This is a genomic window from Catellatospora sp. TT07R-123 (genome assembly GCF_018327705.1).
In the GTDB taxonomy this organism is placed as follows: Bacteria; Actinomycetota; Actinomycetes; order Mycobacteriales; family Micromonosporaceae; genus Catellatospora.
The window spans coordinates 2,728,127-2,754,738 of the sequence record NZ_BNEM01000002.1 but is presented as its reverse complement, the minus strand read 5'-3'; the positions used below and the strand labels follow the sequence as shown (position 1 = coordinate 2,754,738).

General features: G+C 72.1%; 26 protein-coding genes. 7 read left to right on the top strand and 19 right to left on the bottom strand.

Annotated features, from left to right (window positions below):
- Window positions 1–42: 42 nt before the first annotated feature.
- The 5 genes from Cs7R123_RS31970 to Cs7R123_RS31950 form a co-directional block, all read right to left on the bottom strand.
- The gene (locus Cs7R123_RS31970; RefSeq protein WP_212832081.1) at window positions 43–531 is read right to left on the bottom strand and encodes a hypothetical protein; all 489 of its coding nucleotides are present in this window, start codon (window positions 529–531) and stop codon (window positions 43–45) included.
- Complete coding sequence (locus Cs7R123_RS31965) at window positions 524–1,192, bottom strand: response regulator transcription factor (protein WP_212832079.1); 669 nt, start codon at window positions 1,190–1,192, stop codon at window positions 524–526. The genes Cs7R123_RS31970 and Cs7R123_RS31965 overlap by 8 nt, the downstream gene beginning before the upstream one ends.
- Complete coding sequence (locus tag Cs7R123_RS31960) at window positions 1,192–2,325, bottom strand: sensor histidine kinase (protein WP_212832077.1); 1,134 nt, start codon at window positions 2,323–2,325, stop codon at window positions 1,192–1,194. The genes Cs7R123_RS31965 and Cs7R123_RS31960 overlap by 1 nt, the downstream gene beginning before the upstream one ends.
- Window positions 2,326–2,424: 99 nt before the next feature.
- A complete protein-coding gene (locus Cs7R123_RS31955) occupies window positions 2,425–3,192 on the bottom strand; it encodes a hypothetical protein (protein ID WP_212832075.1) in 768 nt (255 codons plus the stop codon).
- A gap of 109 nt (window positions 3,193–3,301) precedes the next feature.
- Window positions 3,302–3,964, bottom strand: coding sequence for a fasciclin domain-containing protein (locus tag Cs7R123_RS31950; protein ID WP_212832068.1), 663 nt, complete (start codon window positions 3,962–3,964; stop codon window positions 3,302–3,304).
- Between the two features lie 303 nt (window positions 3,965–4,267).
- Between Cs7R123_RS31950 and Cs7R123_RS31945 the strand changes: the two genes are divergently transcribed.
- Window positions 4,268–5,665: an MFS transporter gene (locus Cs7R123_RS31945; protein WP_374707103.1), complete on the top strand. Its 1,398-nt coding sequence runs from the start codon at window positions 4,268–4,270 to the stop codon at window positions 5,663–5,665.
- A gap of 206 nt (window positions 5,666–5,871) precedes the next feature.
- On the opposite strand, the gene Cs7R123_RS31940 is transcribed toward Cs7R123_RS31945, so the two are convergent.
- From Cs7R123_RS31940 to Cs7R123_RS31925, 4 genes are all read right to left on the bottom strand, one after another.
- Window positions 5,872–6,585, bottom strand: a complete 714-nt coding sequence (locus Cs7R123_RS31940) for a M23 family metallopeptidase (protein WP_212832064.1) — start codon at window positions 6,583–6,585, stop codon at window positions 5,872–5,874.
- Window positions 6,586–6,719: 134 nt separating this feature from the next.
- Entirely contained in the window at window positions 6,720–7,172 is a 453-nt protein-coding gene (locus Cs7R123_RS31935) for an RDD family protein (protein WP_212832063.1), read from the bottom strand.
- Entirely contained in the window at window positions 7,169–7,921 is a 753-nt protein-coding gene (locus Cs7R123_RS31930; protein ID WP_212832058.1) for a hypothetical protein, read from the bottom strand. The genes Cs7R123_RS31935 and Cs7R123_RS31930 overlap by 4 nt, the downstream gene beginning before the upstream one ends.
- 451 nt (window positions 7,922–8,372) lie before the next feature.
- Complete coding sequence (locus Cs7R123_RS31925; protein WP_212832057.1) at window positions 8,373–9,107, bottom strand: hypothetical protein; 735 nt, start codon at window positions 9,105–9,107, stop codon at window positions 8,373–8,375.
- Between the two features lie 190 nt (window positions 9,108–9,297).
- Between Cs7R123_RS31925 and Cs7R123_RS31920 the strand changes: the two genes are divergently transcribed.
- Together Cs7R123_RS31920 and Cs7R123_RS31915 are read left to right on the top strand one after the other, a co-directional pair.
- Complete coding sequence (locus Cs7R123_RS31920) at window positions 9,298–10,266, top strand: inorganic phosphate transporter (protein ID WP_212832056.1); 969 nt, start codon at window positions 9,298–9,300, stop codon at window positions 10,264–10,266.
- A complete protein-coding gene (locus tag Cs7R123_RS31915) occupies window positions 10,263–10,898 on the top strand; it encodes a DUF47 domain-containing protein (protein WP_212832055.1) in 636 nt (211 codons plus the stop codon). The genes Cs7R123_RS31920 and Cs7R123_RS31915 overlap by 4 nt, the downstream gene beginning before the upstream one ends.
- A gap of 6 nt (window positions 10,899–10,904) precedes the next feature.
- On the opposite strand, the gene Cs7R123_RS31910 is transcribed toward Cs7R123_RS31915, so the two are convergent.
- Window positions 10,905–11,210, bottom strand: a complete 306-nt coding sequence (locus tag Cs7R123_RS31910; RefSeq protein ID WP_212832054.1) for a hypothetical protein — start codon at window positions 11,208–11,210, stop codon at window positions 10,905–10,907.
- A 102-nt stretch (window positions 11,211–11,312) separates the two neighbouring features.
- Between Cs7R123_RS31910 and Cs7R123_RS31905 the strand changes: the two genes are divergently transcribed.
- Window positions 11,313–12,014 (top strand): MBL fold metallo-hydrolase, encoded by a 702-nt coding sequence (locus Cs7R123_RS31905; protein ID WP_212832053.1) that lies wholly within the window; start codon window positions 11,313–11,315, stop codon window positions 12,012–12,014.
- A 74-nt stretch (window positions 12,015–12,088) separates the two neighbouring features.
- Here Cs7R123_RS31905 and Cs7R123_RS31900 read toward each other — a convergent pair whose 3' ends face one another.
- A complete protein-coding gene (locus Cs7R123_RS31900) occupies window positions 12,089–13,525 on the bottom strand; it encodes a cellulose binding domain-containing protein (RefSeq protein ID WP_212832052.1) in 1,437 nt (478 codons plus the stop codon).
- A gap of 507 nt (window positions 13,526–14,032) precedes the next feature.
- Window positions 14,033–15,082 (bottom strand): LacI family DNA-binding transcriptional regulator, encoded by a 1,050-nt coding sequence (locus Cs7R123_RS31895; protein WP_244872267.1) that lies wholly within the window; start codon window positions 15,080–15,082, stop codon window positions 14,033–14,035.
- 248 nt (window positions 15,083–15,330) lie between these two features.
- On the opposite strand from Cs7R123_RS31895, the gene Cs7R123_RS31890 reads away from it, so the two are divergent.
- Entirely contained in the window at window positions 15,331–16,542 is a 1,212-nt protein-coding gene (locus Cs7R123_RS31890) for an RDD family protein (protein ID WP_212832051.1), read from the top strand.
- Here Cs7R123_RS31890 and Cs7R123_RS31885 read toward each other — a convergent pair.
- From Cs7R123_RS31885 to Cs7R123_RS41150, 7 genes are all read right to left on the bottom strand, one after another.
- On the bottom strand, window positions 16,529–18,226 hold the full coding sequence (locus Cs7R123_RS31885) for a proline--tRNA ligase (RefSeq protein WP_212832049.1): 1,698 nt from the start codon (window positions 18,224–18,226) through the stop codon (window positions 16,529–16,531). The two genes, Cs7R123_RS31890 and Cs7R123_RS31885, sit on opposite strands and share 14 nt — an antisense overlap.
- A 50-nt stretch (window positions 18,227–18,276) precedes the next feature.
- Window positions 18,277–18,963, bottom strand: coding sequence for a hypothetical protein (locus Cs7R123_RS31880; RefSeq protein WP_212832047.1), 687 nt, complete (start codon window positions 18,961–18,963; stop codon window positions 18,277–18,279).
- A gap of 46 nt (window positions 18,964–19,009) precedes the next feature.
- On the bottom strand, window positions 19,010–19,573 hold the full coding sequence (locus Cs7R123_RS31875; RefSeq protein WP_244872266.1) for a septal ring lytic transglycosylase RlpA family protein: 564 nt from the start codon (window positions 19,571–19,573) through the stop codon (window positions 19,010–19,012).
- 195 nt (window positions 19,574–19,768) lie between these two features.
- Window positions 19,769–20,275: a potassium channel family protein gene (locus Cs7R123_RS31870; protein WP_212832046.1), complete on the bottom strand. Its 507-nt coding sequence runs from the start codon at window positions 20,273–20,275 to the stop codon at window positions 19,769–19,771.
- Between the two features lie 52 nt (window positions 20,276–20,327).
- Window positions 20,328–21,269 carry a formylglycine-generating enzyme family protein gene (locus Cs7R123_RS31865; protein WP_212832045.1) on the bottom strand — a complete coding sequence of 314 codons (942 nt, stop codon included), beginning with the start codon at window positions 21,267–21,269 and terminating at the stop codon, window positions 20,328–20,330.
- Window positions 21,270–21,396: 127 nt separating this feature from the next.
- Window positions 21,397–22,809 (bottom strand): sulfatase, encoded by a 1,413-nt coding sequence (locus Cs7R123_RS31860; protein WP_212832044.1) that lies wholly within the window; start codon window positions 22,807–22,809, stop codon window positions 21,397–21,399.
- Window positions 22,810–22,929: 120 nt separating this feature from the next.
- Window positions 22,930–23,007, bottom strand: coding sequence for a putative leader peptide (locus Cs7R123_RS41150; RefSeq protein WP_374707102.1), 78 nt, complete (start codon window positions 23,005–23,007; stop codon window positions 22,930–22,932).
- 272 nt (window positions 23,008–23,279) lie between these two features.
- On the opposite strand from Cs7R123_RS41150, the gene Cs7R123_RS31855 reads away from it, so the two are divergent.
- The gene (locus Cs7R123_RS31855; RefSeq protein ID WP_212832043.1) at window positions 23,280–23,978 is read left to right on the top strand and encodes a PH domain-containing protein; all 699 of its coding nucleotides are present in this window, start codon (window positions 23,280–23,282) and stop codon (window positions 23,976–23,978) included.
- A gap of 184 nt (window positions 23,979–24,162) precedes the next feature.
- The gene (locus Cs7R123_RS31850) at window positions 24,163–26,277 is read left to right on the top strand and encodes an N-acetylmuramoyl-L-alanine amidase (protein WP_212832042.1); all 2,115 of its coding nucleotides are present in this window, start codon (window positions 24,163–24,165) and stop codon (window positions 26,275–26,277) included.
- The last annotated feature ends 335 nt before the right edge of the window (window positions 26,278–26,612 follow it).

The following is a 26,612-nucleotide window of genomic DNA, read 5'->3' as shown; positions in this document are numbered from 1 at the left end:
AGCCGGTGCCGGTCGCCTGGCGCGTCGGGTGGTTCGGGGTGGTCAGAGGGGTGCGCCGGTCTTGCCCCAGGGTTTGTAGACCGAGAGGACCGTGGCGACGCTGAGGACCACCACCGAGGCGATCGAGGCGTCCAGGACCTGGCGGGCCGGGTCGGTCAGCAGGCCCGCGCGGGCGGCGGCCAGCGCGTCGCCGAGGGCCGGATGCCGGGTCAGCATCGGGATGACCAGCGCGGCCAGGTTGAGGCCCAGCTTCACCGCGACCCACCAGTGCCGGATCAGGCCCCAGTGGGTGCCGAGCCCGAGGATCACCCCGGTGGCCAGGGCGAGCAGGCCCAGCGGCAGGACCGCGGCCAGGTCGAGGACCGACATCAGGGCGTACGCCCCCTGCCGGGTCGCCAGGTCGTCCGACCCGGCGGCGGTGATCGTCATGACCAGCATCGCGTACGCGACGCCGAGCCAGCCGACCGAGGCGCCGATGTGCGTGGTGAGCAGCCAGCGCCGGTGGTCGCGGGTCAGGCGCACGTCACTCACCGGCCCAGCCGGGCCGGACCAGCCCTGATTCGTACGCCTCGACGACCAGGTGGGCCCGGTCGCGGGCACCCAGCTTGATCATGGCGCGGCTGACGTGGGTCTTGGCGGTGGCGGGGCTGACGAACAGCCGCTCGCCGATCTCGTCGTTGGACAGCCCGGCCGCGACCAGTGCCATCACCTCGCGTTCGCGCTCGGTGAGCGCGGCGAGCCGGTCGGTGTCGCGGGGCCGCCGCGAGCGCTGGGCGTACTCGGCGATGAGGCGGCGGGTGACGCCGGGGGACAGCAGCGCGTCGCCGCGGGCGACGATCCGGACGGCCTGGATCAGGTCGGCGGGCTCGGTGTCCTTGACCAGGAACCCGCTGGCGCCGTAGCGCAGGGCGTCGAAGACGTACTCGTCGAGGTCGAAGGTGGTCAGGATGACGATCTTGACGTCGGCCAGGGCGGGGTCGGCGGCGATGCGGCGGGTGGCCTCGATGCCGTCGAGGCGGGGCATGCGGATGTCCATGAGCACGACGTGGGGGCGCAGGGAGGCGGTCAGGGCGACCGCCTCCTCGCCGTCGGCGGCCTCGCCCACGACGCTGATGTCGGACTGCGCCGCCAGCAGGGCGCGGAAGCCCGCGCGCACCAGCGCCTGGTCGTCCACCAGCAGTACGTCGATCATCACGCGGCTCCGGTCGGCAGCACCGCGCAGACGGTGAATCCGCCCTCGGCACGCGGGCCGACCGCGACGGTACCGCCCAGCGAGTCGACCCGTTCGCGGATGCCGGACAGGCCGTTGCCGTCGCCGGCGACGCCGCCGCGGCCGCGGTCGGTGATGTCCAGCAGCAGCTCGTCGTCGGCGTACCCGATGGTGACCTGGGCGTTGTCGACGCCGGCGTGGCGGTGCACGTTGGTCAGCGACTCCTGCACGATCCGGTACGCGGCCAGGTCGACGGCGGCGGGCAGGGGCCGGGCGGTGCCGGTGACACGCAGGTCGACGCGCAGCCCCGCGGCGGCGAAGCGTTCGACGAGCTCGTCGAGGCGGGCGATGCTGGGGGCGGGGCTGCGCGGGGCGTCCTCGTCGACGTCGCGCAGCACGCCGAGGGTGGTGCGCAGCTCGCGCAGGGTGTCGCGGCTGGCGGTCTTGATCGCGGCCAGCGCGGTGCGGGCCTGCTCGGGGTCCTCGTCCAGCAGGTGCAGGGCGACGCCGGCCTGGACGTTGATCAGGGAGATGTGGTGGGCGACGACGTCGTGCACCTCGCGGGCGATGCGCAGCCGCTCGTCGCCGACGCGGCGGCGGCGCAGCTCCATCACGCGGTCGCGGTTGCTGCTGACGATCTGCCCGATCAGCAGCGGCGCGGCCAGCGCGACGGCTCCGGCGGCCAGGCGCGCCTGGTGGTGGTACTCCATCACCGGCAGGTTCTGCCAGAACCAGAAGGCGTAGGCCGCGGCGGCGGTGATCCAGGCGGCGAGCCGGTGCCCGAGCACCACGGCGGCGGCCAGCGCGAACAGCAGCGCGATGAAGAACGGGCCGTACGGCGGGTAGTCGAGCAGGACGTACGCGGCGGTGCAGGCGGCGGCCCCGGCCAGCGCCGCGACGGGGCTGCGCCGGGCCAGGTACAGCGACAGGGCGGAGCCGAGCAGCAGCGCGTAGCCGAGCGGGGCGAAGTCGAGCATCCCGCCGGGCGAGAAGCTGGTGCGGGTGGAGTGGGTGATCGCGAAGACACCGAGCACCTGGATCAGGCCGACGACGATCGGCAGGCCGACGGCGCGGCGGTGGGGGCGGAGGTGGCGCGGGTGAGGTTCCCAGGTCATGGCCCCTAAGTTAGGTCGCGGCGGGGGCCGGTGTCGTCGCACGCGGGGAGTGAGCGTGCCTACTCCCGCGGGAGTAGGCACGCGGCGGGTCGGGGGCGGTCAGGCGCAGCCGGGGTTGCAGAGTCCGCCGATGGCGTGGGCGTCGCCGAGGTTCTGGTTGACCACGTTGAAGGTGTAGCTGGAGGTGCCGCCGTCGAAGCTCATGGTGATCTTCGTGTGCCCGGCGGTGTTGTCCTCGCCGGTGACCATGGAGGAGGTGGGCGGGGTCTTGCTCAGGAAGAACGCGGCGACCTGCTCGTTGGCGTACCGGATCATGCGCTGCTTGTTGCCCTGCTGCCAGGCGTAGACGAAGCCGCTGACGTAGCTGCCCGCGTCGTTGGCGTACGAGGTGCGCATGAGCTGGGCCTCGGTGACGGCGGTGGGGTGGCCGAGCTGGGTCTTGACCATCTTGACCAGGCTCTCGTCACCGTGCGCGTTACGGAACAGGCAGGTGGCGTACGTGCCGTCGTCGTCGCACTTGATGTAGGTCCACGACGAGTTGGGGTAGCCGTTGTCCTTGATCTGCTGGACGGCGGCCTGGACGGCGAGCTGGTCGATGCGGGTGCCGTTCTTGGCACCCCACGCGCTGAGCAGGGCCTGCGCGTACGACTTGGCGGAGCTCGGGTAGGTCGGGGCGCCGTTGCCGCTGCCGCCGCCGCTGGTGGGCGAGGGGGCGGCGCTGGACGGGGCGGTCGAAGGCACGGCCGAGGCGGTGACCTCGGTGCTGAAGGTGGGGGCGGTCTGCGGCTGCTGCTTGCCGCCGCAGCCGGCCAGCAGGAGGCCGCCGGTGGCGGCGAGCGCGACGAGGGTGCGGCGCAGGGGGGTCATGGCGCGAAGGATAGGTTCGGCCACGGCAAGATCCACGGGTACGTCGAGTATCCGACGGAGGTCCCCGGTGCCGGGTGGCACCGGGGACCTCCGCGTGGTGCGGGCTGGCTCAGGCCGGGGGCATGAGCACGCCGTCGATGACGTACACGGTGCCGTTCTTGGTCTTGATGTTGCCGCAGGTGATCGCCGCGGTGTCGTTGACCTTGAAGTCGGTGCCGCTGCCGGCGATCTTCAGGTCCTGGCCCTCGACGGTCTTGTGCGAGCCGTCGAGCTGCTCGGGCGTGATCGTGCCGGTGACGACGTGGTAGGTCAGCACCTTCTTGAGCAGCTCCGGGTCGGCCATGACCTTGTCGAGGTCGGCCTTGGGCACCTTCTGGAACGCCTCGTTGGTCGGGGCGAACACGGTCAGCTCCGGCGCGGAGTTGAGCGTGTCGACCAGCCCCGCCTTGGTGGCGGCGCTGACCAGGGTGGACAGCAGCGGGTTGCCCGCCGCGGCGGCGGCCAGCGGCTGCTGGGCCATCATCGCGGTGCTGCCCGGGTTGGCCGGGTCGGTGGGCAGGGCCGCGCAGCCGGTGCCGAACGTGCCGCCCGCGCCCATGCCGCCGCCGGGGCTCATCATGGGCATGCTCGGGCTCATCATGGGCGCGCCCGTCTCGGTCTGCTTGGCCTGCGGGTTCGCGGTCATCGTCTCGCCGCCGCAGGCGGCCAGGGCCAGTGACAGCGACAGCGCGACGAGGCTTGCCGCCGCGGTGAGCTTCTTGGTGCGGTACATGCTGGGGTCGGTCCTTTCTCCGGTGAAACCTCCACCGGTGATTCGACACCGAATTCGCCCAGGTTTGTCGCAATTCACGGTGTTTTGTCATTTTTGTGTCAAACATGGGTACCGTGATGCACACCTCAGAGCTGCGAGAACGGGCGTAACCGCTGGCTACGGTCGATGCGACTTCCGTACCGTCCAGCAAAGGGCCGCTCCTTGACTGCCACCCTCACCCGGGCCGACGCGCCCGTCCCGGCCGCCGCGCCGGTCCACCCGCGCCGCTGGCTCGCGCTCGCGATCATCGCGCTCGCCCAGCTCATGGTGGTGCTCGACGCGACCATCGTGAACATCGCGCTGCCGCAGATGCAGGTCGACCTGCAGATCACCGACGCGCAGCGGCAGTGGGTGCTCACCGCGTACACGCTGACCTTCGGCGGCCTGCTGCTGCTCGGCGGCCGCGTCGCCGACTACTGGGGCCGCAAGCGCACCTTCATCGTCGGCGCCATCGGCTTCGCGCTCGCCTCCGCCCTCGGCGGCGCCGCGCAGGACGGGACCACCCTGTTCGCCGCGCGCGGCCTCCAGGGCGTGTTCGGCGCGCTGCTCGCCCCGGCCGGCCTGGCCCTGCTGACCGTGCTGTTCACCGAGGCCAAGGAGCGGGCCAAGGCCTTCGCCGTGTACGGCGCCATCGCCGGCGGCGGCGCCGCCATCGGCCTGCTGCTCGGCGGCGTGCTCACCGAGTACGCGAACTGGCGCTGGTGCCTGCTGGTCAACATCCCGATCGCGATCATCGCGATCGCCGCGGCGCTGCCCGTCGTGCCCGAGAGCCGTGCCCACGGCAACACCCGCTACGACATCCCCGGCGCCGTCACCGTCACCCTCGGCCTCATCGGCGTCGTGTACGGCCTCACCAAGGCCGCCGAGCCCGCGTACGGCTGGGAGTCGCCGGTGTCGCTGGGCTTCCTCGGCGGCGGCCTGCTGCTGCTGGCCATGTTCGTGGTCATCCAGCTGAAGTCGAAGCACCCGCTGCTGCCGCTGCGCATCGTGCTCGACCGCAACCGGGGCGGGGCCTACCTGTCCGGCACCCTCACCGGCGCCGGGCTCATGGGCGCGTTCTTCTTCCTCACCTTCTACTTCCAGGGCATCCTCGGCTACACCCCGATCGAGGCGGGCCTGGCCTCGCTGCCGATCTCGGCGGGCGTGTTCATCTCCGCGGGCGCCGCGAGCCAGCTCATGCCCAGGCTCGGCGCCAAGCCGCTGATGGTGGCCGGAGCCGTGCTCGCCGCCGGGGCGATGTTCTTCCTCACCCAGATCGGCCTGGGCACCTCGTACGCCACCCACGTGCTGCCCGGCGCGCTCGTGCTCGGCCTCGGCCTGGGCTTCACGTTCGTGCCGCTGTCCAGCCTCGCGCTGGTCGGCGTGCCCGAGCACGACGCCGGGGCGGCCAGCGCCACGCTGAACGCGACGCAGCAGGTCGGCGGGTCGCTGGGGGCGGCGCTGCTGAGCACGTTCGCGCTGAACGCGTCGGCGTCGTACCTGACCGAGCACATCGCCGACGGGCCGCTGCCGCTGGTCCAGGCGAACGCGGCGGTGCACGGGTACACGGTGGCGTTTGCGTGGGGCGGCGGGCTGCTGGTCTTCTCGGCGCTGGTGATCCTGCTGCTGATCAAGGTCAACAAGAAGGACCTGCCCACCGAGGGCGCCATCCACGTCGGCTGACCCGGCGGCGGCCACCCCGCCCCGGCCACCCGCCCCGGCCACTCCGCCCCGGCCACTCCGCCCCGTTTTTCATAAACGTTGGCCTATCTCATCGAGAATGATCTACCCGGATTCGATGAGATAGGCCAACGTCTGTGTAAAAGCGGGTGTGGCGCGGGGCGCTCCGGGGCGGGGCGGGCGGCTCGGGCGGGGTGCTGGAGGGCTGGTCAGGGGGCGGTGGGCTTGGTCGGGCAGCCGTTCTTCTTCTCCCAGGCCGTGATCTCGGCGACCGGCGACTTCTGCCCGCCCTTCTTCCACGAGTCCAGGTACTTCCACGGCCAGATCACCCCGCGCCGGTTCCACCAGTCCCCGGTACGCGCGCACACCGGCGAGATGCCGAAGTGCAGGTGGCAGGCGCTGGCCAGCCCGGTCTCACCCACCTTGGCGATCTTCTGCCCGGCGGTGACCCGCACCCCCGGGTTGATCCCCGCCTCGATCGCGGAGAAGTGCGACCCGTAGTAGCGCAGCCCGTCGTCGCCGAGGATCGAGATGTGCAGGCCGCCGCGCAGGGCGCCGTCGTCCTTCTTCGGGTCGTACCGGTTGACGCGCTCGACCTCCAGCACCACCCCGTCGACGGCCGCCACGACCTGGGCACCGCACTTGGCCATGACATCGGTGGCCGGGTAGTCGTGGTGGGTGTGCCCGTACGACGTGTTGCCGAGCACCGGGTACACGTACTTGCCCTGGTAGCCGCTCGGGCTCGGGCTGAGGGAAGGGCTGGGCGCGGCCGACGGCGCGGGGCTCGCGGCGGCGCTGGTCGCGGGGACGAACGCGGGCGCGGCGGCCGGAGCGGTGCCGCAGGCGGCGAGGGTGGCCAGCGCGACCGCGCCGGTTACGAGAAGGGGGAGGCGCACAGCAGCCGACCCTACCCCCGCGCCCATCCCCCCGCCCCCCGCCCGCCCACCCCCCGCCGCCGCCCGACGGTGCAGTTTCGGGGAAAGTGCAGGAATCATGGGCCGCTTTCCAGCACTTTCCCCGAAACTGCACGAACCCCACCCCCAACGGGCGGGGTGGGTCAGCGCGGCAGGCGGCGGCGGGGGACGTACTGGACCACGGTGCCGAACAGGCGGTCGTGCCAGGCGCGGCGGTGGTCGTCGGTGAGCACGCCGAGCAGGCCGAGCAGCCAGACCGGCGGGAAGGCGAGGCCGACCACGGCGCGCAGCAGGGCGCGGCCCGGCCCGAGGTGGCGGCCGTCGATACGCCGGACCACGGTGCCCAGCAGCAGGCAGCCGACGGTCTGGCCGGTCAGCCACCAGCAGGCGGCGAAGTACAGCACCGGCAGCAGGGCCGCGATCAGCCCGGTGGTCGCGTCGAGCCAGCCGGGGGAGTGGCCCTCCAGCGTCGCCCAGACGCTGGGCACACCGGTCACGACCAGTGACGCGGCCAGCGCGAGCAGGCTGGCGTCGATGGCGAGGCCCCCCAGGCGCGAGACGATTCCGGCGTACGGCTGACGGCCGGGCGCCGTCACCGGTCACCGTTCGTATGGTGCACGTGGAACAGCCGCCGGAACGACTCCTCGATCCGGTCGTCGGCGGTGGCCGAGGTGGTGCGCAGCTCGTCGGCGGCGTTGGCGAGCACGCCGCGGCTCTGCTCGGTGATGAGCGCCTGCAGTCGCGGGTCGCGGGTGAGGTCGTCGATGACGACCGGGATGACCTTGTGCCTGATCTCGGGCAGGGCGCCCTCGACCAGGCGCGGCACCACCCGGTCGATCAGGTGCGGGACGAGGTTGTCGACCATGCGCGGCACGATGGTGCGCTCCAGCCACGAGACGGTCTCCTCGACGGTGCTGTCGAAGGCGCGTACCGCGGCGGCGCGGCCGGTGAGCAGGGTGTCGCGGCCGCGCAGGCCCGCGGTGGCGACGACGTCGCGGCCGCGGTCGCGGGTGCTCCGTACGGCGTCGCGGGCGGCGGCCAGCGGTGCGATCCGGGGCGAGGCGGCGTCGTCGAGCAGGCGCCGGGCGCGGTCGCGGCCGGTCGCGGCGAGTCTCGCGCCGGTCTGGCGGGCCAGGTCGGCGCCCTGCTGGGTGAGGCCGACGGCGACGGCCAGCGGGGAGCGGGCGTCAACCAGCGCCGGCTCGACCCCGCTGGTGAGCAGGTCCTGTACGCGCTGCTGGTCTTCGGGGTCGGTGCCGCCCAGCCGGCGCAGCCGCTCGGCGACCAGGACCGCGGCACCGAGGGCCAGCCCGGTGAGCCCGGGCTGCCGCTGTTGTTCGGACATAACATGAATTTACGGCAAAACGGGAGCGCATCTCGGTAAATGGTCGGGAGCGCATCTCGGAAATGGTGGAGCCCGGGAGTATGTCCAGCTCCCGGGCCCCGCTGTGCCGCCGAATTGCACACGCCAGCACGTTTAAGCGAACGGATCAGTCGTCAATACCCCGTGCTCTACCTTTGAACCATCGCCGCATGGAGAGCGGCGAACCGGATTCGAACCGGCACCCCGGCGGTGTTCGTCCGTACGCGGTCGATCTGGCGATCGGCGGCGAATGCTGAGTCTGGAGCGAGAATCTGAGTTTGATCGCGGCTGCCTCTGCCGTTTGGGCTACCCCCGCCTGTGGTGCGGGGGGCAGGAGTCGAACCTGCACTGGACCGCGTTCGTCAGCTTCAGCGTCAGCTTCAGCTTGCGCTCATTGGCGCACCCCCCGCCCTCCGGCGGGGGGAGTCTGTGATCATGCGGCGAAGAGGAACCCGAACACCTTCTCGCCGACTCGGCGGTCGACGGTCTCGGTGTCGTTGGCCCGCTCGCGGGCGAACTTGACCGCCTCCTGGAGCCGCTCCACCCGGTCCAGCAGCACCGACACGCGCTTGGCCGGCAGCGACCCGGAGAACTTCACCGTGGTCCAGTAGCCCACCGCGATGTCCTCGTAGTACACCTCGACCTGCGCCGGGTGCTTCTCGGTGGCCTCGGCCTTGACGTGGTTGCGCGGCACCTTCTTGGTGCGGATCGTACGCACCGGCTCGGTCGACCAGCAGTCGGCGGAGTCGCTGAACACCCACGACTCGGCCGCGTCCAGCACCGGCAGCTTCTTGACGAAGGTGTGCAGGTCGGTGAGCTGCTTCTCCAGGAACAGCAGGTACGTCACCGGCACGTCGGACAGCAGCACCCGGTCGTCCACGACGACGTCGGCGCGCGCGACGCAGTTGGTGGCGTCCTTGGTGGCCGTCACGTCGAACAGGCGGGTCAGCGTCGTCGAGATCTGCCGCAGCACGTCCTCGGCGCGGGTCTGCACCCGGGTCGACTCCGGCGGCAGCTGCTCGCCCTCCTCGTCCTTGGCCTGGTATGTCCGCGAGATGCCCGACAGCAGCGCCGGCTTCTGCACGGCGTGGTGGGCCTCGGTCAGGTCCTGAAACGAGCGGCTCTTGACGCCCTTCTCGACCGCGATTATCTGGTTGAGCTTGGCCATGTGAATGTCCCTCCCGGGCGGGAACCCTATGCCAGCCGCGACCGGAGTCGCAAAAGGATTAGCCCCCGATTCGCCCAGGTGAGCCCGCCGTCACGGGTTGATCACGTACGGTGGACTCCTGCACAGTCCGGCCGCGGCGAGGCCCGCCACCGAGCACGGAAGATCCCTGCGCAGCCGGGGGGTGTTCGAGATGGCACTCGTGTTCGCGGCGCTGGCCACCGGGTTCGTCTTCGTCTGCGGCGCCAACGACGGCGCCGCGCTGCTGTCCCTGGCGCTGCGCCGCGAGGTCCCGCTGGCCGGCGTGCTCGCCGTCCTGCTGACCGCGATCGTGGTCGGCCCCGCCCTGTTCGGGCTCGCCGTGGCGCGCACCTTCACCGACCGCCTCGTCGACGCCCGCGCCGTACGCGGACCGCTGATCCTGCTCGCCGGGGTCGCCGTCGCGCTGGCCCTGGTGCTGCTGCTCACCTGGCGCGGCGTGCCCACCAGCCTGACCCTGGCGGTGCTCGGCGGCCTGGCCGGGGCCGGGGCCGGGGTCGGCGTGCCGCCGGTCTGGTCCACCCTCGGCCTGGTGCTGGCCGTCGCGGCCGCGGCGCCGCTGCTGGGCGGGCTGCTCGGCTACCTGCTCGGCCTGGCCGCCCGGCGGCTGCCCACCAGCGCCCGGCTGCCCGGCGCGCTGCGCTACGCCCATGTCACCGCGTTCGCCGGGCAGAGTCTGGCGTACGCGGCCAACGACGGGCAGAAGATGTTCGCCGTCGTCGGCGTCGCCCTGGCCGCCGCGCACCGGGCCCGGGGCATGCTCGCCCCGTCGCTGCCGGTGCTGTGCGGGACCGCGCTCGTCTTCGCCGCCGGGGCGGTGCTGAGCCTGCGCCGCATCGCCCGGGGCGCCACCGCCGGGCTGCTGCCCCCGCGCCCCTGGCACGTGGTGTCGGCGGAGGTCGCCGCGGCGACGGCGGTGCTGGGCAGCGCGGGGTTCGGCGTGCCGGTGAGCATGACCCAGTCCGCCGCGGCCGGGCTCGTCGGCGCGGGCGCCAGCTGCGGGGTGCGCCGGGTCCGCTGGCAGTTCGCCACCCCGGTGATGACCGCGTGGCTGGTCACCCTCCCGGCCAGCCTCGCCCTCGGCTACGCCGTGGGCCTCGTCCTGCGGGAGGTGGCGGCATGAGGCTGCGGCGGGTGATCGACGACCTGGCGGGGCGGGCGCCGCGGCGGGTGCTGTCCATCGTGATCGCCCAGATCGACGCGGCCCTGGAAGGGGTCGTGCTGGCCGCGGCGGTGACCATCGGGGAGCTGGAGCCGCCGCTGGCCCGGCTGCGGATCGCCGAGGTCGAGCACGTCGGCGACGCGCACCGGGGACGGCTGGTCGCCGAGCTGGGGGCGGCGCTGACCACCCCGATCGACCGGGAGGACCTGTTCCGGCTGTCGCGGTCGGTCGACGACGTCCTGGACCACCTGCGCGACTACGTACGCGAGACCGATCTCTACGGGGTCCGCCTGGACGCGGGGGCGGTGGCGATGCTGGAGCAGGTCGCGGTCGGGCTGCGCGAGCTGCGCCGGGCGCTGGACCGGCTGCTGGAGCGGCCCGCCGAGGCGGCCGAGGCGGCGCTGGCCGCCCACAAGCGCTCCGGCCGGGTGCGCCACCTCTACGCCCAGGCCCTGGCGGACCTGCTCAGCGGCGACATCACCGCCCCGGTCCTGAAGCAGCGGGAGCTGCTGCGCCGCCTGGACGTGGTAGGGCTGCGCCTGGCCGAGTGCGCCGACGCGCTCGCCGACGCCATGCTCAAACGCAGCCTCTGACCCCGGTCAGCGGTCGGCGGCGCCGGGGCCCACCCAGCGGCCCAGCGGCCGGGTCGGGTCGTCGTCCTCGTCCTTCTTGTCGGCGGCGGCCAGCAGCCCGGCCAGCCCGCCGCTGCCGATGCCGCTCTTGGACAGCCGGGCGTCCAGCGCGGTCGGACCGGCCCCGGTGGCGTCGGTGAGCGTGAGCATCTGCGCGGTCTCGTCGGGGCTGAGGCCGTATTCGTCGGCGACCTCGTCGGGGCTGGTCCGGGCGTGCGCGGCGAACTCGGGGTCCGTGGCCATCCGCTCGACGACCTCAGGGAATCGGGACATGATCTTCGGTCCTTTCGCTGGGTGGTCCATTGTGTTGGCGAACGCGGCCTGCGTCCAACTCCGGTAAGAATGCTGACGCTTTCACTTTACGGAGGAGGTCTGATGAGGCTGACGATCGTCGGCTGCTCGGGTTCGGTGCCGGGCCCGGACAGCGCGAGCTCGTGCTACCTGGTCGAGCAGGACGGATACCGGCTGCTGCTGGACCTGGGCACCGGCGCGGCCGGGCCGCTGCAACGCCACTGCGCGCCGGAGCAGGTGGACGCGGTGGCCATCAGCCACGCCCACAACGACCACTACTACGACCTGAACGCGCTGTCGTACCTGCGGCAGCGGGTCGGCGCCGGGCCGCTGGACGTGTACGGCCCGGCGAACCTGCCCGGCGCGCTGGGCTGGAGCGACGAGGCGGTGCTGCGGCTGCACCCGGTCGCGCCGCCGGGCCCGCTGGCGCTGGGCCCGTTCGCGGTACGGGTCGCGCGGGTCGAGCACGGGATGGAGTCGTACGCGTACCGCGTCGGCGACGGCGTCTGCTTCACCGGCGACACCGCCCCCTGCGCCGAGCTGGACAAGCTGGCCGACGGCTGCGCGATCGTGCTCGCCGAGGCGTGCGGCTACGAGCGCGACAGCGTGCCGCGCCACCTCAGCGCCGCCGACGCCGGGCTGCTCGCGGCCCGCGCGGGCGCCCGCCTGCTCGTCCTCACCCATCTGCGGTCGTGGCTGGACCACGACCGCCTGCTGGCCGAGGCCGTCGCCGTTGCCGGCTGCCCGGTCGTGCTGGCCACCCCGGGACTGCGCCTGCACGCCTGACCGGGCGCGGTCCGCGTCCGCGGCGACCGGGCGGTCGCTGGGCATCCGACCGCCCGGTCGCCGGTTCTACGGCGTCACGGGCTGGTGCAGGTGAGTGCAGGCGTCGACGGCGATCCGCCGGCGAGGAACCCGAACTTCGTCGTGCCGTTGGCGGCGATCGTGCCGTTCCAGTTCAGGTTCTTGACCGTCACCGCGGATCCGCTCACCGCCAGCGTGCCGTTCCAGAGCTGGCTGATCGTCTGCCCGCCGGCGAGCGTCCAGCGGGTCGTCCAGCCGCTGATCACCGAGCTCCCGGCGCGCACCGTGACCTCGCCCTCGAATCCGCCGGGCCAGGAGTTGACGGTGCGGTAGGTCGCCGAGCAGGCGCCCGTCGACGGCTGGGACGGCGACGGGGAGGGAGAGGGGGAGGGAGAGGGCGACGGGGAGGGAGCGGGCGAGGTCGGGTTCGAGGGGGTGGGCGTGGTCGTTCCCTTGTACTGGGCGGCCACCTGTGCCAGGTCGGCTCCCCGGCCCTTCATGTACGCCTGGTTGACCCAGGTGGTGAAGGCGGATTGGACGGCCGACGACGACGTGCCCGACCACCGCTCCTCCTTGTCCTGGTCGAAGTAGGTGACCAGTTTCAGGTCGGGGTAGCGGCCCGATTGCAGCACGGTGGACATGTCGTTGATCCACTGGGCTTTGTTCCCGCCGTCCTCGCTGGACCCGACTTCGGCGATCATCACCGGACGCCTGGGGGCGACGGCGCGTGCGGCGGCGTATGCGCTGGCGAACATGGAGTCGAAGCTCGTCCAGTAGTTGCCGCCCGGATCCCAGGACGGACCGAGACCCCAGTTGTAGCCGTCGATCGCGACCCAGTCGACGTAGGCGTCACCGGGGTAGGAGCGTGCCGGTTCGTTGTACGAGGCGTTGGGGGTCGGGCTGTTGTTGAAGCACCACACCCACTGCACGTTGGTGGCGCCCGCGGCGACGACGAGGTCGTGGACCCGCCGGAAGGCGCTGACGTACAGGGCGGGGTTGCTGCTGTTGTTGACGATGCCCCACGGGTACCAGTTGCCGTTGAACTCGTGGCCCCAGCGCACCATGATCGGTGCGCCCACGGAGGCGAACTCGGCGCCGCGGGCTCTGATGTAGGCGTCCCACTTGCCGTCGATGATGTCCTGCAGGTGGATCTGGTTGGGGTCGCTCACGCCGAGGGCCGTGTTCCAGGGCTCCCAGGTGTAATGCATCATGATCCCCTGGCTCCACAGCGTCCTGGCGTCCGCGGCGTTGAACGCGTTGCCGGTGGCCCAGCTGTCGAACCACTGGACGCTCGCCGGAGTGACCCCGTAGCGGCTGACCGTTCCCGCGGGGATGTCGGTGGGGCTCGTCTGCCGGAACACCCCCAGGTACTTCGTCGAGGTGTCCGCGGCCGCGCTCAGCGTCGGCACGGCCAGCACCGCACCCAGTAGGAGACCGGCAGCGGTGAAGGCGACTGCTGTTCGCAGCCGCCCGGACCTGAACAGGCTTCTCATGGTTCCTCCGTGGTCGGCGCGAGCCGATCAGCTCGCGCTGGTGTCCGGGCGATCAGGCTCACCGGAGGGTGCCGGGTCCGCGACGGATGGGTCGCTGGCCGGGCCGAGTGCGGCTGGTCGCTCGGTGCCGCGCCCCGATGGGGTGCGGTCGGCACCTGCCGTCGGCCGCCGAACGGCGCGAGGCAGGTTGTCGCGGATGGATCGACGCCCGGCCCGGCGGACGAAAGTGGGTATGCGGCAGCGGGAACCGGCCGCTTGCTCCGCTGACCTGGTGTGAAAACAGGTTGCCCTCAGCAGAAAGTTTTCGCGACACATGCTCCCATGTGGCGCATCGTCATGCTTGCATAGTTGCTCGGCGCGCACAACGGGCGGCTTGATATCGACTGATAGCCGAGCGTCAGTCGCTCATATCACTGTCAGCGGAAAGAAATATTTCTTCCGGTGGCGTCGGGGTGGCCGACGTCGGCAGCCCGAACCGCCGGGCGGTCGGGACTGCGGCATGTGGCGTCAGCGGTCCGGACGCGGTGGCGCTGTGCTCTGCCTGACGACCAGCGTCGTCGACAGCTCGACCCGATCCTGCGCGGGGGGCCGACCCGAGGCCAGGTCCAGCACCATCTCAGCCGCTGTCGCACCCATCTGCAGCAGCGGCTGCCGCACGGTCGTCAGCGCGGGCACCGACCACTGGGTGAACAGCAGGTCGTCGAAGCCGATTACGCTCAGGTCCTGCGGAACCCGCAGCCCGGCCGCGCGCGCCGCCTCGTACACACCGAGCGCCTGCAGGTCGTTGGCCGTGAAGACGGCCGTCGGGGGGTCGGGCAGTTCGAGCAGGTGGCGGCCTTCCCGCAACCCGCCCTCGACATACAGCGGAGCCTGCCGGACCAGACGGTCGTCGACCGGCACCCCGGCGGCGTCCATCGCCGCGCGGAAACCGTCCAGCCGGGCCCGGCAGCAGAACAGTTCGGCCGGCCCGTTGACCATCGCGATCCGGCGGTGGCCGAGGTCGAGCAGGTGGCGGGCCGCCAGCAGCCCTCCGTTCCAGTTCATGGCGCCGACCGACGGCACCCGGTGCACCGGCTCTCCCGTCGGGTCCAGCGCCACCACCGGGATGGCTCGGCTGGACAGATGCGCGAGCTGCGCCCCGGTCAGCTCCGCCGACACCGCGATCACTCCTACCGGTCGCCGGGCCAGCACCTCCTGCGCCCACGACCGCCCGGGGGTGAGCCTTCCCTGCATCTGGGTGACAGAGACGGCCAGGCCGCGCGGACCGACGACCTGCTCGACACCACGCACGATCTCCAGCGCCCACAGGCTGTCCAGCGCCTGGAAGACCAGCTCCACCGACGGCGTGGTCTCCGAGTTCTCGGGTTTGCGGTATCCGTGCTCACGGATCAGCTCCTCGATCCGCGCACGCGTGGCGGCTGACACCCCGGAGCGGCCGTTGATCACCTTGGACACCGTCGGCACGGACACGCCCGCAAGATCGGCGATCCTGGTCACTGAGACCTCCGCGCGCCGACGCCCGGCGTCGGGCAGGCCGATGGAGTCCGCACTGTCCACCGGCGCAGCCTACGTGAGCCGCGAACGCGCGAACACGTCACCGATGCGTCCGCCACCGCCGCACGGACCTGCGGCCCGCGCCTGCGGGCGAACGGGTGAGCGCCGTTCCGGTCACCGGAACGGGCGATCCGGTCCGGTGCCGGAGCCGCATGAACGGCGCGCGCACCGCGGCCGTACGGCAGAATGTTGTCCGATTAGGAGTCAGTGCGTCGGCATGAGTGCCGGGTTCCGAGGTTGCGGAGGGCGATGTGACGGATCCAGGTCAGCGGGGAGCAGACCAGACGGCACAGGCGGACGAGGTCCCGACGGCGAGGCGCCGGGTCGCGGGCTGGCTCATCGACTACCTGATCGTCGTGCTGCTCGGCGTCGTGCTCGTCGTGCTCGCGACCGTCTTCGTCATCGACAACGCCGTGAACACCGCGCTCAGCACGGCTGTGGACGCGGGCAGCCAGGCCGTCTCGACGCACCACGTGAGCGTCGGCGGGCTGGTGGTGGGTGTCACCTGGCCGGTGCTCGTCGCGGTGCTGCTGATCCCGTTCCTGCAGTTCACCTACCTCGCCGGGATGCTGGCCTGGGGCGGCCGGAGCGTGGGCAAGGCGGTCACGGACGTCCGGGTGGTTCCGGTCGCGGCCCAGCTGACCCGGCTGCGCCCGAGCCACGTCGTGGCGCGGGCGCTGCTCACCGCGATGCTCGACACCGGCATCGTCAGCGTCGCCTTCGTCGTGTTCGTCAACAGCCCGCTGCTCGGGGTGCTGGTGTGGGCGGTGGCGGTCGTGGCGTTCTGGGGCAATCTGCTGGCCGCGTTCGGCCGGCGGCGGCGCACCGTCGTGGACCTCATCAGCGGGACCAGGGTGGTCCGTACCAGGATGTACGCCGCTCTCGCCGCCGGTGCCGCCGACCTCGCCCGCCGGGCGGCGGAGGCGGCGGTGACCGCCGGACGGCAGACCTCCGGCCTCGCGGTCGCCGCCGGTCAGGTGACCGTCGACCTGGGCACAGTCGCCGGGCAGGGGGCCCGTGAGGGTGCGCAGGCGGTGGCGGGCAGCGCGCCCGTGCAGCAGGCGGTGGCCAGGGCGGGTGACGCGGCCACCGCGACCGGGCAGCGGCTGCGGGAGGGCGCGCAGGCGGTGGTCGGCCGCGAGTCGGTGCAGCAGACGGTGGAGAAGACGGCCGTCGCCGCGTCCGCCGCCGTGCAGTCGGCGCGGGAGGGCGCGGAGAAGCTGGCGCGCAGCGCACCCGTGCAGCAGGCGCTGAACTCCCCGGCCGGGCAGCAGGCCCAGGCGCTCGGCGCGGCCGGGGCGCAGCGTGCTCGTGACGTCGGCGGTCAGGCCGCCGAGCAGGCCCGCCGGATCGGCGGCCGCGCCCAGCAGCTGTGGCGGGAGCGCCGCGCGCAGCGTACGGGCCCGGTGCCGCCGGGGGCGGACACCGAGCCCGACGAGGGCGACGAGATCACTGGGGCATGAGCAGGGCGGTGAGGCGGGCGACGGCTTCGGCCAGCGGGACGCGCTCGGTGGTGCCGGTGGCGCGGGCGGTCAGCTCGACGGTGCCGTCGGCCAGGCCGCGGGCGCTGACGGTGATCCGGTACGGGATGCCGACCAGCTCGATGTCGCTGAACTTCACGCCGGGGCGCTCGGCCCGGTCGTCGAGCACGACGTCGATCCGGCGGCCCCGCAGGTCGGCGTAGAGCCGCTCGGCGGCGGAGACGACCTGCTCGTCGGTGCCGAGCTGGGCGATGGCGACCTCGAACGGGGCGACCGCGGCGGGCCAGACGATGCCGCGCTCGTCGTGGTGGGTCTCCACGATCGCGGCCAGCGCCCGCTCGACGCCGATGCCGTAGCTGCCCATGATCGGGGTGACCCGTTCGCCGTCGGGGCCGAGCACGGTGACGCCGAGGCTCTCGGTGTACCGGTAGCCGAGCTTGAAGATGTGGCCGATCTCGACCGTGCGCAGCACGTCCAGGGGCTGCTCGCAGCGCGGGCAGGGTTCACCGGCGACGACTTCGCGCAGGTCGGCCCAGCGGCCGACGGCGATGTCGCGGTCGAGGTCGACCCCGCGCAGGTGTACGCCGTCGCGGTTGGCGCCGGTGGTCATGCCGCGGCGGCCGCGCAGCGCCTCGTCGGCCAGGATCGGCAGGCCGGTGACGCCGACGCCGCCGAGGCTGCCGGGCAGGGCGCCCAGCGCGGCGCGGATCTCCTCGGGGTGGGCGGGGCGGACCGTGACGGCGCCGAGGGTGTCGATGAGCTTCTGCTCCACCAGGGCGTGGTCGCCGCGCAGCAGGACCAGGGTGAGCTGGTCGTCGACGACGTATACGAGGGTCTTGACCTGGCGGCCGGCGGTGACGCCGTAGTCGCGGTCCAGGTCGTCGATGGTGCGCACGGCGGGGGTGTCGAACGGCTCGGGTGCGGGCAGGCCGGCGCCGTCGTCGGCGGCGGGCAGGTGCGAGGTGGCCTTCTCGACGTTGGCGGCGTACCCGCAGGCGCAGTGGACGACGATGTCCTCACCGGCGTCGGTGGGGCACATGAACTCGGTGGAGTCGCTGCCGCCCATGATGCCGCTGGAGGCCTCGACGGCGATGGCGGGGATGCCGAGGCGGGCGAAGATGCGGTGGTAGGCGTCGCGGTGGGCGGCGAAGGAGCGGTCTAGCCCGGCGGCGTCGGTGTCGAAGCTGTACGAGTCCTTCATGGTGAACTCGCGCACCCGGATGAGGCCGCTCTTGGGGCGGGGCTCGTCGCGGAACTTGGTCTGGAACTGGTACCAGCGCTGGGGCAGGTCGCGGTAGGAGCGCAGCTCCTGGGCGACGGTGGTGAAGATCTCCTCGTGGGTCATGCCCAGGGCGAGGTCGGCGTCCCTGCGGTCGGTCAGCCGGAACATCTCCGGCCCGATCATGGACCAGCGGCCGCTCTTCTGCCACACGTCGGCGGGCTGCATGGTGGGCAGCAGGAACTCCTGCGCGCCGATCGCGGTCATCTCGTCGCGGATGATGTCGATGATCTTCGCGCGGACGCGGACCGCGAGCGGGAGCAGGCTGTAGTGGCCTGCCATGAGCTGCCGGATGTAGCCGGCGCGCAGCAGCAGCCGGTGGCTCACCGCGTCGGCACCGGCCGGATCCTGGCGCAGCGTCGGGACGTACAACTCTGACCAGCGCATATTGACGACACCTGCACTCTCTGCGTCCGGGGCGTTCGGTTGCGCCGATCCTAGGCGGCGGCGCCGCGGCCCGGCGAACGGATAACGCCAGGTGGGGTGCTGTCGGTGCGGTCCTCCATCTCCCAGGCGTGATCGAGGGCGTGCCAGGCGAAGCGGCGGGCGGCGTAGGGGACGTACCAGCCGCCGGGCACGGGCGGGGTGCCCTCGCGCGGCGTGGCGAGCACGTCGAGGACGTCGGCGCGCAGGGCCGCGATCGCGGCGGCGTCGTCGAAGGCGGGGGCTTTGTGCTTCACCCCGATCCTGCGGGCGTACGACGCCTCGGCGGCGACCACGTGGTCGAGCATCCGGTCGCGGTCGCGCCCGCCGCCCCGCGGACCTTTGCGCAGCTCGGCAGGGGTTCGCGCGGCGATGTCGGCGAGCGTCCCCCACGCGGCGGCGACCAGGGCGGCCTGGCGTGCGGCCTGCTCGGGGCCGAGCGGTCGGCGGTCGGCGCCGGCGGGGCGTTCCGGGGCGCCGAAGTCGGTGGTGCTGCCGCCCCGGACCCGTTCGACCACGCGCAGGGAGCCCGGCTCGAAGGGGATCTCCGCGCGCTCGGCGACCGGTGCGTAGCGGTCGGTGTAGGCCGTGAGCGCCGCGAGCGCGGACTCCGCGTCCGCGCCGGAACGGCACCAGCCGGGCCATTCCAGCGCGCACGCGAAGATCCGCTTCGAGCCGAGTTCCAGGTAGACCGACGGCATATCGACATCTTGGCATGCCTGCGGCGTCTTTGCGCCGGTCGGCGGGTTACTTGAGGATGTCGTACCTCACTGTGGTGACCCCGCTGGACAGGCTCGCGATCTGCGCGAAGGCGGCGCGGGACAGGTCGAGGCAGCGCCCGGCGATGTACGGGCCGCGGTCGTTGATGCGTACCACGACGGACTTGCCGTTGGTGGTGTTGGTGACGCGGACCCGGGTGTTGAACTTGAGGGTCTTGTGCGCGGCGGTGAGCTCGTTCGGGTTGAAGCGCTCGCCGCTGGCGGTGCCCTGCCCCTCGGCGTAGAACGAGGCTTTGCAGGTGCCGGTCCCGACGACCGTGGCGGCCGGGTTGCCGTCGGCGACGGCGGCGCGCACGGAGCCGCGGGAGGCCTTCTCGGGGTCGCGCTGGACCACGATGGGCGTGACGCTGGGTGAGGCCGTGGCGTGGTCGTCGGTGTGCTGTGTGGCGGCGGCGCCGGTGCCGGTGTCGGGCGTGGTCGCCTCGACGGCGAGTGCGGTGCCTCCGACCAGGATGGCCGTGGCGACGGTGGCGGTGGCGATGGGGGCGAAGTTCCGTCGGGGCTTGTGCTCGAGGGAATGTCGGCCGGACAAGTCGCTTACCTTCCGTAGGCAACAGGGACTGGCACGATGCCTGCCGTGACGCGAGCACCGGGCCGAAGTGGACCGTATCGAGCCGACTGCATCTGTTGTCAACATGATCACGTATTTGATGGTGATTTGTACTAAAAGGTTCGCACGATCGTAGTACTCCGCCACCCGTGCGGACGGCCGCGGCGCGCCGAATGATCACCGGTTTCGGTGGCGCTCGCGGACCCGCTCGGTGAGTTGCTGCGACAGGACCGACACCCCGGCGGCGATGATCATCGTGTTGAAGACCATCTGCAGGATCAGCAGCACGCGGGCGGACTGCCCCTGCGCGTGCACGTCGCCGAAACCGACCGTGGCCAGGGTGGACAGCGCGAAGTAGAGCGCGTCGACCCGGGTCTGCAGGTCGACGAAGGAGCCGGGCGAGCCGACCGCGAGCACGTAGTCGGCCAGGGCGAAGAACAGCACCCCGGTGGTCAGCGCGTTGAGCAGCCCGAGCAGCGGCGCCTCGTCCCCGGCCAGCTGGCGGTTGATCTGGCGCAGGATCAGCGCCGCGACCACCACGATCCCGACCAGGGAGAACAGCGTCCGGGCGACCAGTTCCCAGGCGGCGCTGCCCCGGTCGGTGGGCACCACGAAGTACACCGCGATCATGATCGAGGTGCTCAGCAGCCAGCGTACGAGCGGACGCCGGGCCAACCTGGACATGACGCCCATACTGCCCGCCGGGCCGGAGCGGGCGGGGCAGGACGCGCGGAGGTCAGTCCGCGGCCACCCGGAAGCCGATGTTGCTGGTCGAGCTGTCCGGGGTGTTCGCCGACCGGGCCGCGACCCGGTAGCGGTTGCAGTACGACACGTGGCACAGGTGCGAGCCGCCCCGCATCACCTTCGCGCTGCCCTGCGGCGGCCCGGCCGGGTCGGTGCGCGGCCCCGTGGCGTGGAAGTCGGCGCTGAACCAGTCCGCGCACCACTCCCACACGTTGCCGGCCATGTTGTACAGGCCGAACCCGTTGGGCCGGAACGACCTGACCGGCGCGGTCCCGGCGAACCCGTCGGCGGCGCTGTCGCGCGCGGGGAACTCGCCCTGCCAGATGTTGCACATGTGGCGCCCGCCCGGGGTCAGCTCGTCGCCCCACGGGAACCGGGCCTGCACCAGGCCGCCCCGGGCGGCGTACTCCCACTCGGCCTCGGTGGGCAGGCGGGTGCCCGACCAGTCGCAGTAGGCGGCGGCGTCGTGCCAGGAGACGTGCACCACGGGGTGGTTCTGCCGGTCGCCGGTGCCGGAGTCCGGCCCGAACGGATGGCGCCAGCTCGCCCCGGCGACCTCGAACCACCAGGGCGTGGTCGGCACCCGGGCGCTGCGGGCGGTCACGTCGCGGGCCAGGTGCCCGCCGAAGACGTACGACGAGCCGAACCGCTCGGCCTCGGTGGTGTACCCGGTGGCCTTGGCGAACGTGGCGAACTGGGCGTTGGTGACCGCGGTCGGGTCGATGCGGAACGGGCGCACCGTCACCTCGCGCACCGGCCCCTCGCCGTCGGCCGGGAAGCCCTCGGTGTCGTCGGTGCCCATCAGGAACGCCCCGCCCGGCAGCGTGACGGTGCGCCCGGCGGCGCGCGAGGCCGCCGCCGGCGGCGGGCTCAGTACCAGCGCGGCGGGCGCGGCGCGGCCGGGGGTGCAGCAGGCGCCATGCGGTTCGTCCACGACGTCTCCATCTCTGTGCGCCCCGCCCGCTCCGGCGCGAGGTGAGGAAGGGCACCTTCTTAACAGACGTCTGTTAACAAGGTGCCCTTCCTCACCCGCGGGGCGCGAGGGCAGGCGGGGGTGGGTGTTACGGGGCGGTGGCGCCGGAGCTGGTGCGGTCGGCGGCGAGCTGGGCGGCCAGGGCGGGGATGCCCAGCGCCGTCTCCTGGGCCGGGGTGGACTGGTAGAGCAGGTTGGTGAGCTGGTGCGGGTCGTTGACCAGGTCGTAGTACTCGCGGAACAGCACCGCGCCGCTGCCGGTCGGGATGCCGTTGGCGTCGGTGTGCACGTCGCGGTACTCGGTGTACTGCTTGGTGGCGGTGACGTACGACGACCAGCTCGGCGGGCCGCCCGCCGCGGTGCCGTGCTTGAAGAACTCGGTCAGGATGTGGTCGCGGCGGTAGGCGCCCAGCAGCGAGTGCCCGTCCTGCGGGTGCTGGGCGTCCGGGGTGATCCCGGCGGCGGCCAGGATCGTCGGGGCGATGTCGATGTTGCCGGTGAGCCGGTTGTCGGTGGCGCCGGTGTTGAGCCCGCCCGCGGGCCACGACACCCGGAACGGCACCTCGATCGACGGGCCGTAGGGCACCGACTTCTTGGTCCAGCCGTGGTCGGCCCAGGCGAAGCCGTTGTCGGAGATGTAGAACACCAGCGTGTTCTCCAGCTGACCGAGGGCTTCGAGCTTGTCGTGGATGGCCTGCACCGCGTCGTCGACCGACAGCAGCGTGCGCAGCTGGTTGGTGCGGATGTTCCTGCCGTCGGCCAGGGTGCCGTCGGCGTTCTTGATGTAGGCGGGCTTGTCCGAGCGGTCGTTCTCCGGCACGCCGGGACGGCCGTCCCAGGCCGGGACCTCGGTGTCGGCGTACGGGATGTCCGGGGTGTTCGGGCCGTGCGGGGCCTTCGGGGCGACGTACAGGAACCAGGGGCGGGTGTCGGTGGTGCTGCGCTGGAGGAACTGCAGCGCCCGGTTCTTGACGACGGTGGTGGTGTACCCGTTGATCGTCTGCACGGTGCCGTCGACGTTGTACTGGCCGTCGTTGTACGTGATGGGCGCGAGCAGCGCGAACTCGTCGAAGTACGGCGGGTTGTCGTGCACGTCCCAGCCGTTGAGGTACTTGCCGTACAGGCCGGTGCGGTAGCCCGCCTCCTGGAGGTAGCGCTGCACGGTGGCGTGGTGGTTCAGGTTCTCCTGGTGCTGGTTGCCGCGTACGCCGTGGTTGTGCGCGTACTGCCCGGTGAAGATGGTCGAGCGCGACGGCGCGCACAGCGGCGTCACCGAGAACGCGTTGGCGAACGTGACGCCGTGGTCGCCGAGCCAGCCGATGGTCTTGCCGGTGGCCCACTGGGTGTTCTTCGGCTGGTCGTCGGTGACGATGATCAGGATGTTCGGGCGGGTGGCGGCCGCCTGGGCGGGCTGGGACGGCAGGCCGGCGGCGGCCGCCGCGCCAGCCGCGGCCGAGGCCGCGAGGAAGGTGCGCCGCCGCAGCGACGGGGTGTCCGACATGGGATCGACCTTTCCGTGGGTGCGCGGCGGCGCACGGGCGCGCAGCGGCGCCCGAGTGGGCCGAGCAGGAGATGCCGGAATGCTCCGGCGGCAGGGGAACGGTGGAGCGCGCGCGAGCGGTCAGCGCGGACAGAGTGAGCTGGCCTGCCGTCGCAGATCGACGTGCAGGCGTGCCGTGAACAGGCGCGTCAGCTCCACCCGGCCAGCCTAGGAGCGCGGCGTCCAGGATCTCAAGAAACTAAATATTTCGACATCCGTGAACGTGTTAATCAATTGTGTATCCGCAGGTCAGCGCTGCCGGTGCCCGAAGTGGCCGGCCAGTCCCGCCAGGTCGGCCACGGTGAACGGGTACGGCCCCGGCGCCCCCGCAGCCCCGCCCACCCCGATCACCACCCGAACTCGACCGAGATCAATGTCCCATGGGCGGGCAAGGGCCGCGCGGGCTCGCGATCGCACCTATGCTCACCGCCATGCATCTGTCGCGCCTGCTGTTCCGCGCCCTCGTGGCCGTCTACGCCGTCCTCGGCCTGGGCACCGCCGCCGCGCTGCTGGCCGGGCGGTCCGGGATGGACGGCGCCGTCGACGGGGTGAGCCTGCTGCTGCTGGCCACCTCGCTGGCGCTCAGCCAGCTGCGGAGTCCGAACGCGCAGGTGTGGCGCCTCCGGGTGCGGGGCGGGACCCGGCCCGCCTTCATCAGCGCCTCCCGGCCGGGCCGGATCGGTCGGCCCGGGATGGTCCTGCTGCTCAACCTGTTCCTGATCTTCGGACTCAGTCGGCTGCGCCCCACGACCGAGCCGGTGGGCCAGGCGGCCGTGACGCTGGTGGCGGCCATGGTCGTCGTCGGCTGGGTGTGGGTGCTGCTCGACGTCCCGCGCCTGGCGCTGACGGCCGACGGGCTCACCGTCACCGACTGGCGCGGACGCCGCAGCTACGGCTGGGATGAGCTGGAGGTCGCGCGCACCTGGTCGCGCGACCCCGGCCAGCGGCAGCTGCCGGTGCCCGGCGGGGTCCTGCCGCTGCACTGGGCGGTGCACCCGCTGCTGCTCGGCGACGCCGTGCGCTGGTATCTGGACAACCCGCAGGAGCGCGCCGCGATCGGCACCTGGGCCGGGCTGAGCAGCCTGCTCGGCGGGGTCGGACCACAGCCCGCCGCTGTGCGCGGAGCATGATCACGATCCACGGCGGACAGCTGACGCGGAGCTCGTTTCCGCTGCTCCCGTGATGCAACGCGGGTCGGGTCGGCAATAGATCCGTGGTGCCACGCATTGCAGGCGGCGGTGCTCGGATCAACACTCGGACATCGATTTCTCCCACCCATCCGGCCGTGCTCCCACGCGGCCGAGAGGAGACTCCATGCTCCGAAGAGCACCCCTCGTCGTCAGTACCCTGCTGCTCGGCACCCTGGTCACCGCGGCACCCGCCGCCGCCGGGCCCGTGCCGGCCCAGGGCCTGAACGCGGTGTTCACCGCGGCGGCCACGTCCTACGGCGTGCCCCGGGATCTGCTCGTGGCGGTCGGCTACGGCGAGACCCGGCTGATCGACCACGCCGGGCTGCCCAGCCAGGACAACGGCTTCGGGATCATGCACCTGGCCGCCAACCCCGGCAACGGCAGCCTGGCCCTGGCCGCCCGGCTCACCGGCAGCGACACCGCCGCGCTGAAGACCGACGCAGCCGCCAACGTGCGCGGCGCCGCCGCCGTGCTGCGGTCGTACGCGGACCGGGCGGGCCTGACCGCCGCCGACCGCGCCCGCACCGCCGCCTGGTACCCGGCCGTGGCCGAGTACGCCGGTGCCAGTGGCGACGCCACCGCCCGCCTCTACGCCGACCACGTGTACGAGATCGTCCAGCAGGGCGTGACCGTGCGCACCCCCGGCGGCACCGTCACCGCCGCGCCCGACCGGGTCCGCCCGGAGCTGGGCCGCTACGCCGCGATCCGGCCCGCCGGGACGCAGCCGGCCGCGGCGCCGAAGACCGCCGGTCCGCAGGCGGCGGCGGCCGCGGCAGCGGCAGCGGTGCCGCAGTACTCCGGCGCGCACTGGGTCGCCGCCAACGGCAACAACTACTCCCCGGGGCGGTCGGCGAAGATCACCACCGTCGTCATCCACGTGATGCAGGGTTCCTACGCCGGTTCGATCAGCTGGTTCCAGAACCCGTCGGCGCAGGTCAGCGCGCATTACCTGGTGCGCTCCAACGACGGCGACATCACGCAGATGGTGCGCGAGGAGGACACCGCCTACCACGTGCGGTCGGCCAACTCGTACGCCCTGGGCATCGAGCACGAGGGCTACATCGACAACCCGTCCTGGTTCACCGACGTCATGTACCGCTCGTCGGCGAACCTGACCCGCTACCTGTGCGACAAGTGGGGCATCCCGAAGACCCGCGGCTACATCAAGGGCCACAACGAGATGCCGGGCAACGACCACACCGACCCGGGCCCGAACTGGAACTGGAACTACTACATGTCGCTGGTCAACGCCGGTGGCGGCGGCGGTGGCGGTGGTGACGGCGGCGGCCTGACCGCGGCCGGTGCGCCGACAGACTTCAACGGCGACGGCAGGGACGACATCGTCACGTTCACCCTGGGCTCGCTCAACGATGCGTACGTGGCCACCTCGAACGGCGGCTCGTTCACGGGCACGTCGGTGAAGTGGAACGACTACTTCGGCCTCAACGGCGAGAAGCTGCTGTCGGGTGACTTCAACGGCGACGGCCGCGACGACGCGATCACGTTCACGGGCGGGTCGCTGGGCGACGTGTACGTCGGGTTGTCCAACGGCTCGTCGTTCGGCGGCGGGGCGAAGTGGCACGACTGGTTCGCGCCGAATGCCGAGGTGCCCGGGGTGGGCGACTTCAACGGTGACGGCAAGGACGACATCGTCACGTTCACCCACGACGGCAACGGCGACGTGTACGTGGCCCTGTCCAACGGCAGCTCGTTCGGCCCCGGCGTGAAGTGGCACGACTTCTTCGCCCCGACCGGGGAGTTCCCGGCGGTCGGTGACGTCAACGGTGACGGCAAGGCCGACATCATCACGTTCACGCAGGGCCCGTCGAGTGCCTCCGACGTCTACGTGGCCCTGTCCAACGGCAGTTCGTTCGGGCCGGGGCAGAAGTGGCACGACCTGTTCGCGGTCGGCAACGAGCAGCCGCGGGTGGGTGACTTCAACGGCGACGGCAAGGCCGACATCGTCACGTTCACCTGCAACGGCGACGCCGACGTGTATGTGGCGCTGTCCAACGGGAGCAGCTTCGTCGGCACGACGGTGAAGTGGAACGACTGGTTCTGCCTGGCCGGGGAGTACCCGTACACGGGCGACTTCAACGGTGACGGCAAGGACGACATCGTCGTGTTCACCAAGGGCGGCACCAACGACGTCTACGTCGGCCTGTCCAACGGCTCGTCGTTCGGCGGCGGAGCCAAGTGGCACGACTACTTCGGCCTCAACGGCGAGGCCATGCTCTGACCCTGACCCGCCGCCACGCGCCCTGCTCGTCGATCGGCCGTTGATCGTCCGAGTTGCCGGGCAATCGGGCAGGTGGCGGCCCAAGATACGCACAGGTGCCCGGCAACTTCGACGGTGGAGACCGGCCCGCGCTCGACGACCCGGACGGGGGTGAGCGCGGGCCGGCGCACTTGGGAGACGCCGACCCGCGCCGTCCACAGGGCGGCCTTCCCGTTCCGGTCGGAAAGGCCGCGCCGTCCGGCACGCCGGATACCATACGTCGGAAATCGATTGCCGACAAGAGTCGGCGGCCGCTCGCTGCGGAGGATGCTCCCGCTTCGATCGCGTGATGCCTT

What these genes read in the sequence shown, in the direction of transcription:
- Cs7R123_RS31965 (WP_212832079.1), bottom strand. Translation starts at nt 1,192, where the DNA reads ATGATCGACGTACTGCTGGTGGACGACCAGGCGCTGGTGCGCGCGGGC.
- Cs7R123_RS31960 (WP_212832077.1), bottom strand. Translation starts at nt 2,325, where the DNA reads ATGACCTGGGAACCTCACCCGCGCCACCTCCGCCCCCACCGCCGCGCC.
- Cs7R123_RS31955 (WP_212832075.1), bottom strand. Translation starts at nt 3,192, where the DNA reads ATGACCCCCCTGCGCCGCACCCTCGTCGCGCTCGCCGCCACCGGCGGC.
- Cs7R123_RS31950 (WP_212832068.1), bottom strand. Translation starts at nt 3,964, where the DNA reads ATGTACCGCACCAAGAAGCTCACCGCGGCGGCAAGCCTCGTCGCGCTG.
- Cs7R123_RS31945 (WP_374707103.1), top strand. Translation starts at nt 4,268, where the DNA reads ATGGTGGTGCTCGACGCGACCATCGTGAACATCGCGCTGCCGCAGATG.
- Cs7R123_RS31940 (WP_212832064.1), bottom strand. Translation starts at nt 6,585, where the DNA reads ATGGGCGCGGGGGTAGGGTCGGCTGCTGTGCGCCTCCCCCTTCTCGTA.
- Cs7R123_RS31930 (WP_212832058.1), bottom strand. Translation starts at nt 7,921, where the DNA reads ATGTCCGAACAACAGCGGCAGCCCGGGCTCACCGGGCTGGCCCTCGGT.
- Cs7R123_RS31925 (WP_212832057.1), bottom strand. Translation starts at nt 9,107, where the DNA reads ATGGCCAAGCTCAACCAGATAATCGCGGTCGAGAAGGGCGTCAAGAGC.
- Cs7R123_RS31920 (WP_212832056.1), top strand. Translation starts at nt 9,298, where the DNA reads ATGGCACTCGTGTTCGCGGCGCTGGCCACCGGGTTCGTCTTCGTCTGC.
- Cs7R123_RS31915 (WP_212832055.1), top strand. Translation starts at nt 10,263, where the DNA reads ATGAGGCTGCGGCGGGTGATCGACGACCTGGCGGGGCGGGCGCCGCGG.
- Cs7R123_RS31910 (WP_212832054.1), bottom strand. Translation starts at nt 11,210, where the DNA reads ATGTCCCGATTCCCTGAGGTCGTCGAGCGGATGGCCACGGACCCCGAG.
- Cs7R123_RS31905 (WP_212832053.1), top strand. Translation starts at nt 11,313, where the DNA reads ATGAGGCTGACGATCGTCGGCTGCTCGGGTTCGGTGCCGGGCCCGGAC.
- Cs7R123_RS31900 (WP_212832052.1), bottom strand. Translation starts at nt 13,525, where the DNA reads ATGAGAAGCCTGTTCAGGTCCGGGCGGCTGCGAACAGCAGTCGCCTTC.
- Cs7R123_RS31885 (WP_212832049.1), bottom strand. Translation starts at nt 18,226, where the DNA reads ATGCGCTGGTCAGAGTTGTACGTCCCGACGCTGCGCCAGGATCCGGCC.
- Cs7R123_RS31880 (WP_212832047.1), bottom strand. Translation starts at nt 18,963, where the DNA reads ATGCCGTCGGTCTACCTGGAACTCGGCTCGAAGCGGATCTTCGCGTGC.
- Cs7R123_RS31870 (WP_212832046.1), bottom strand. Translation starts at nt 20,275, where the DNA reads ATGTCCAGGTTGGCCCGGCGTCCGCTCGTACGCTGGCTGCTGAGCACC.
- Cs7R123_RS31860 (WP_212832044.1), bottom strand. Translation starts at nt 22,809, where the DNA reads ATGTCGGACACCCCGTCGCTGCGGCGGCGCACCTTCCTCGCGGCCTCG.
- Cs7R123_RS31855 (WP_212832043.1), top strand. Translation starts at nt 23,280, where the DNA reads ATGCATCTGTCGCGCCTGCTGTTCCGCGCCCTCGTGGCCGTCTACGCC.
- Cs7R123_RS31850 (WP_212832042.1), top strand. Translation starts at nt 24,163, where the DNA reads ATGCTCCGAAGAGCACCCCTCGTCGTCAGTACCCTGCTGCTCGGCACC.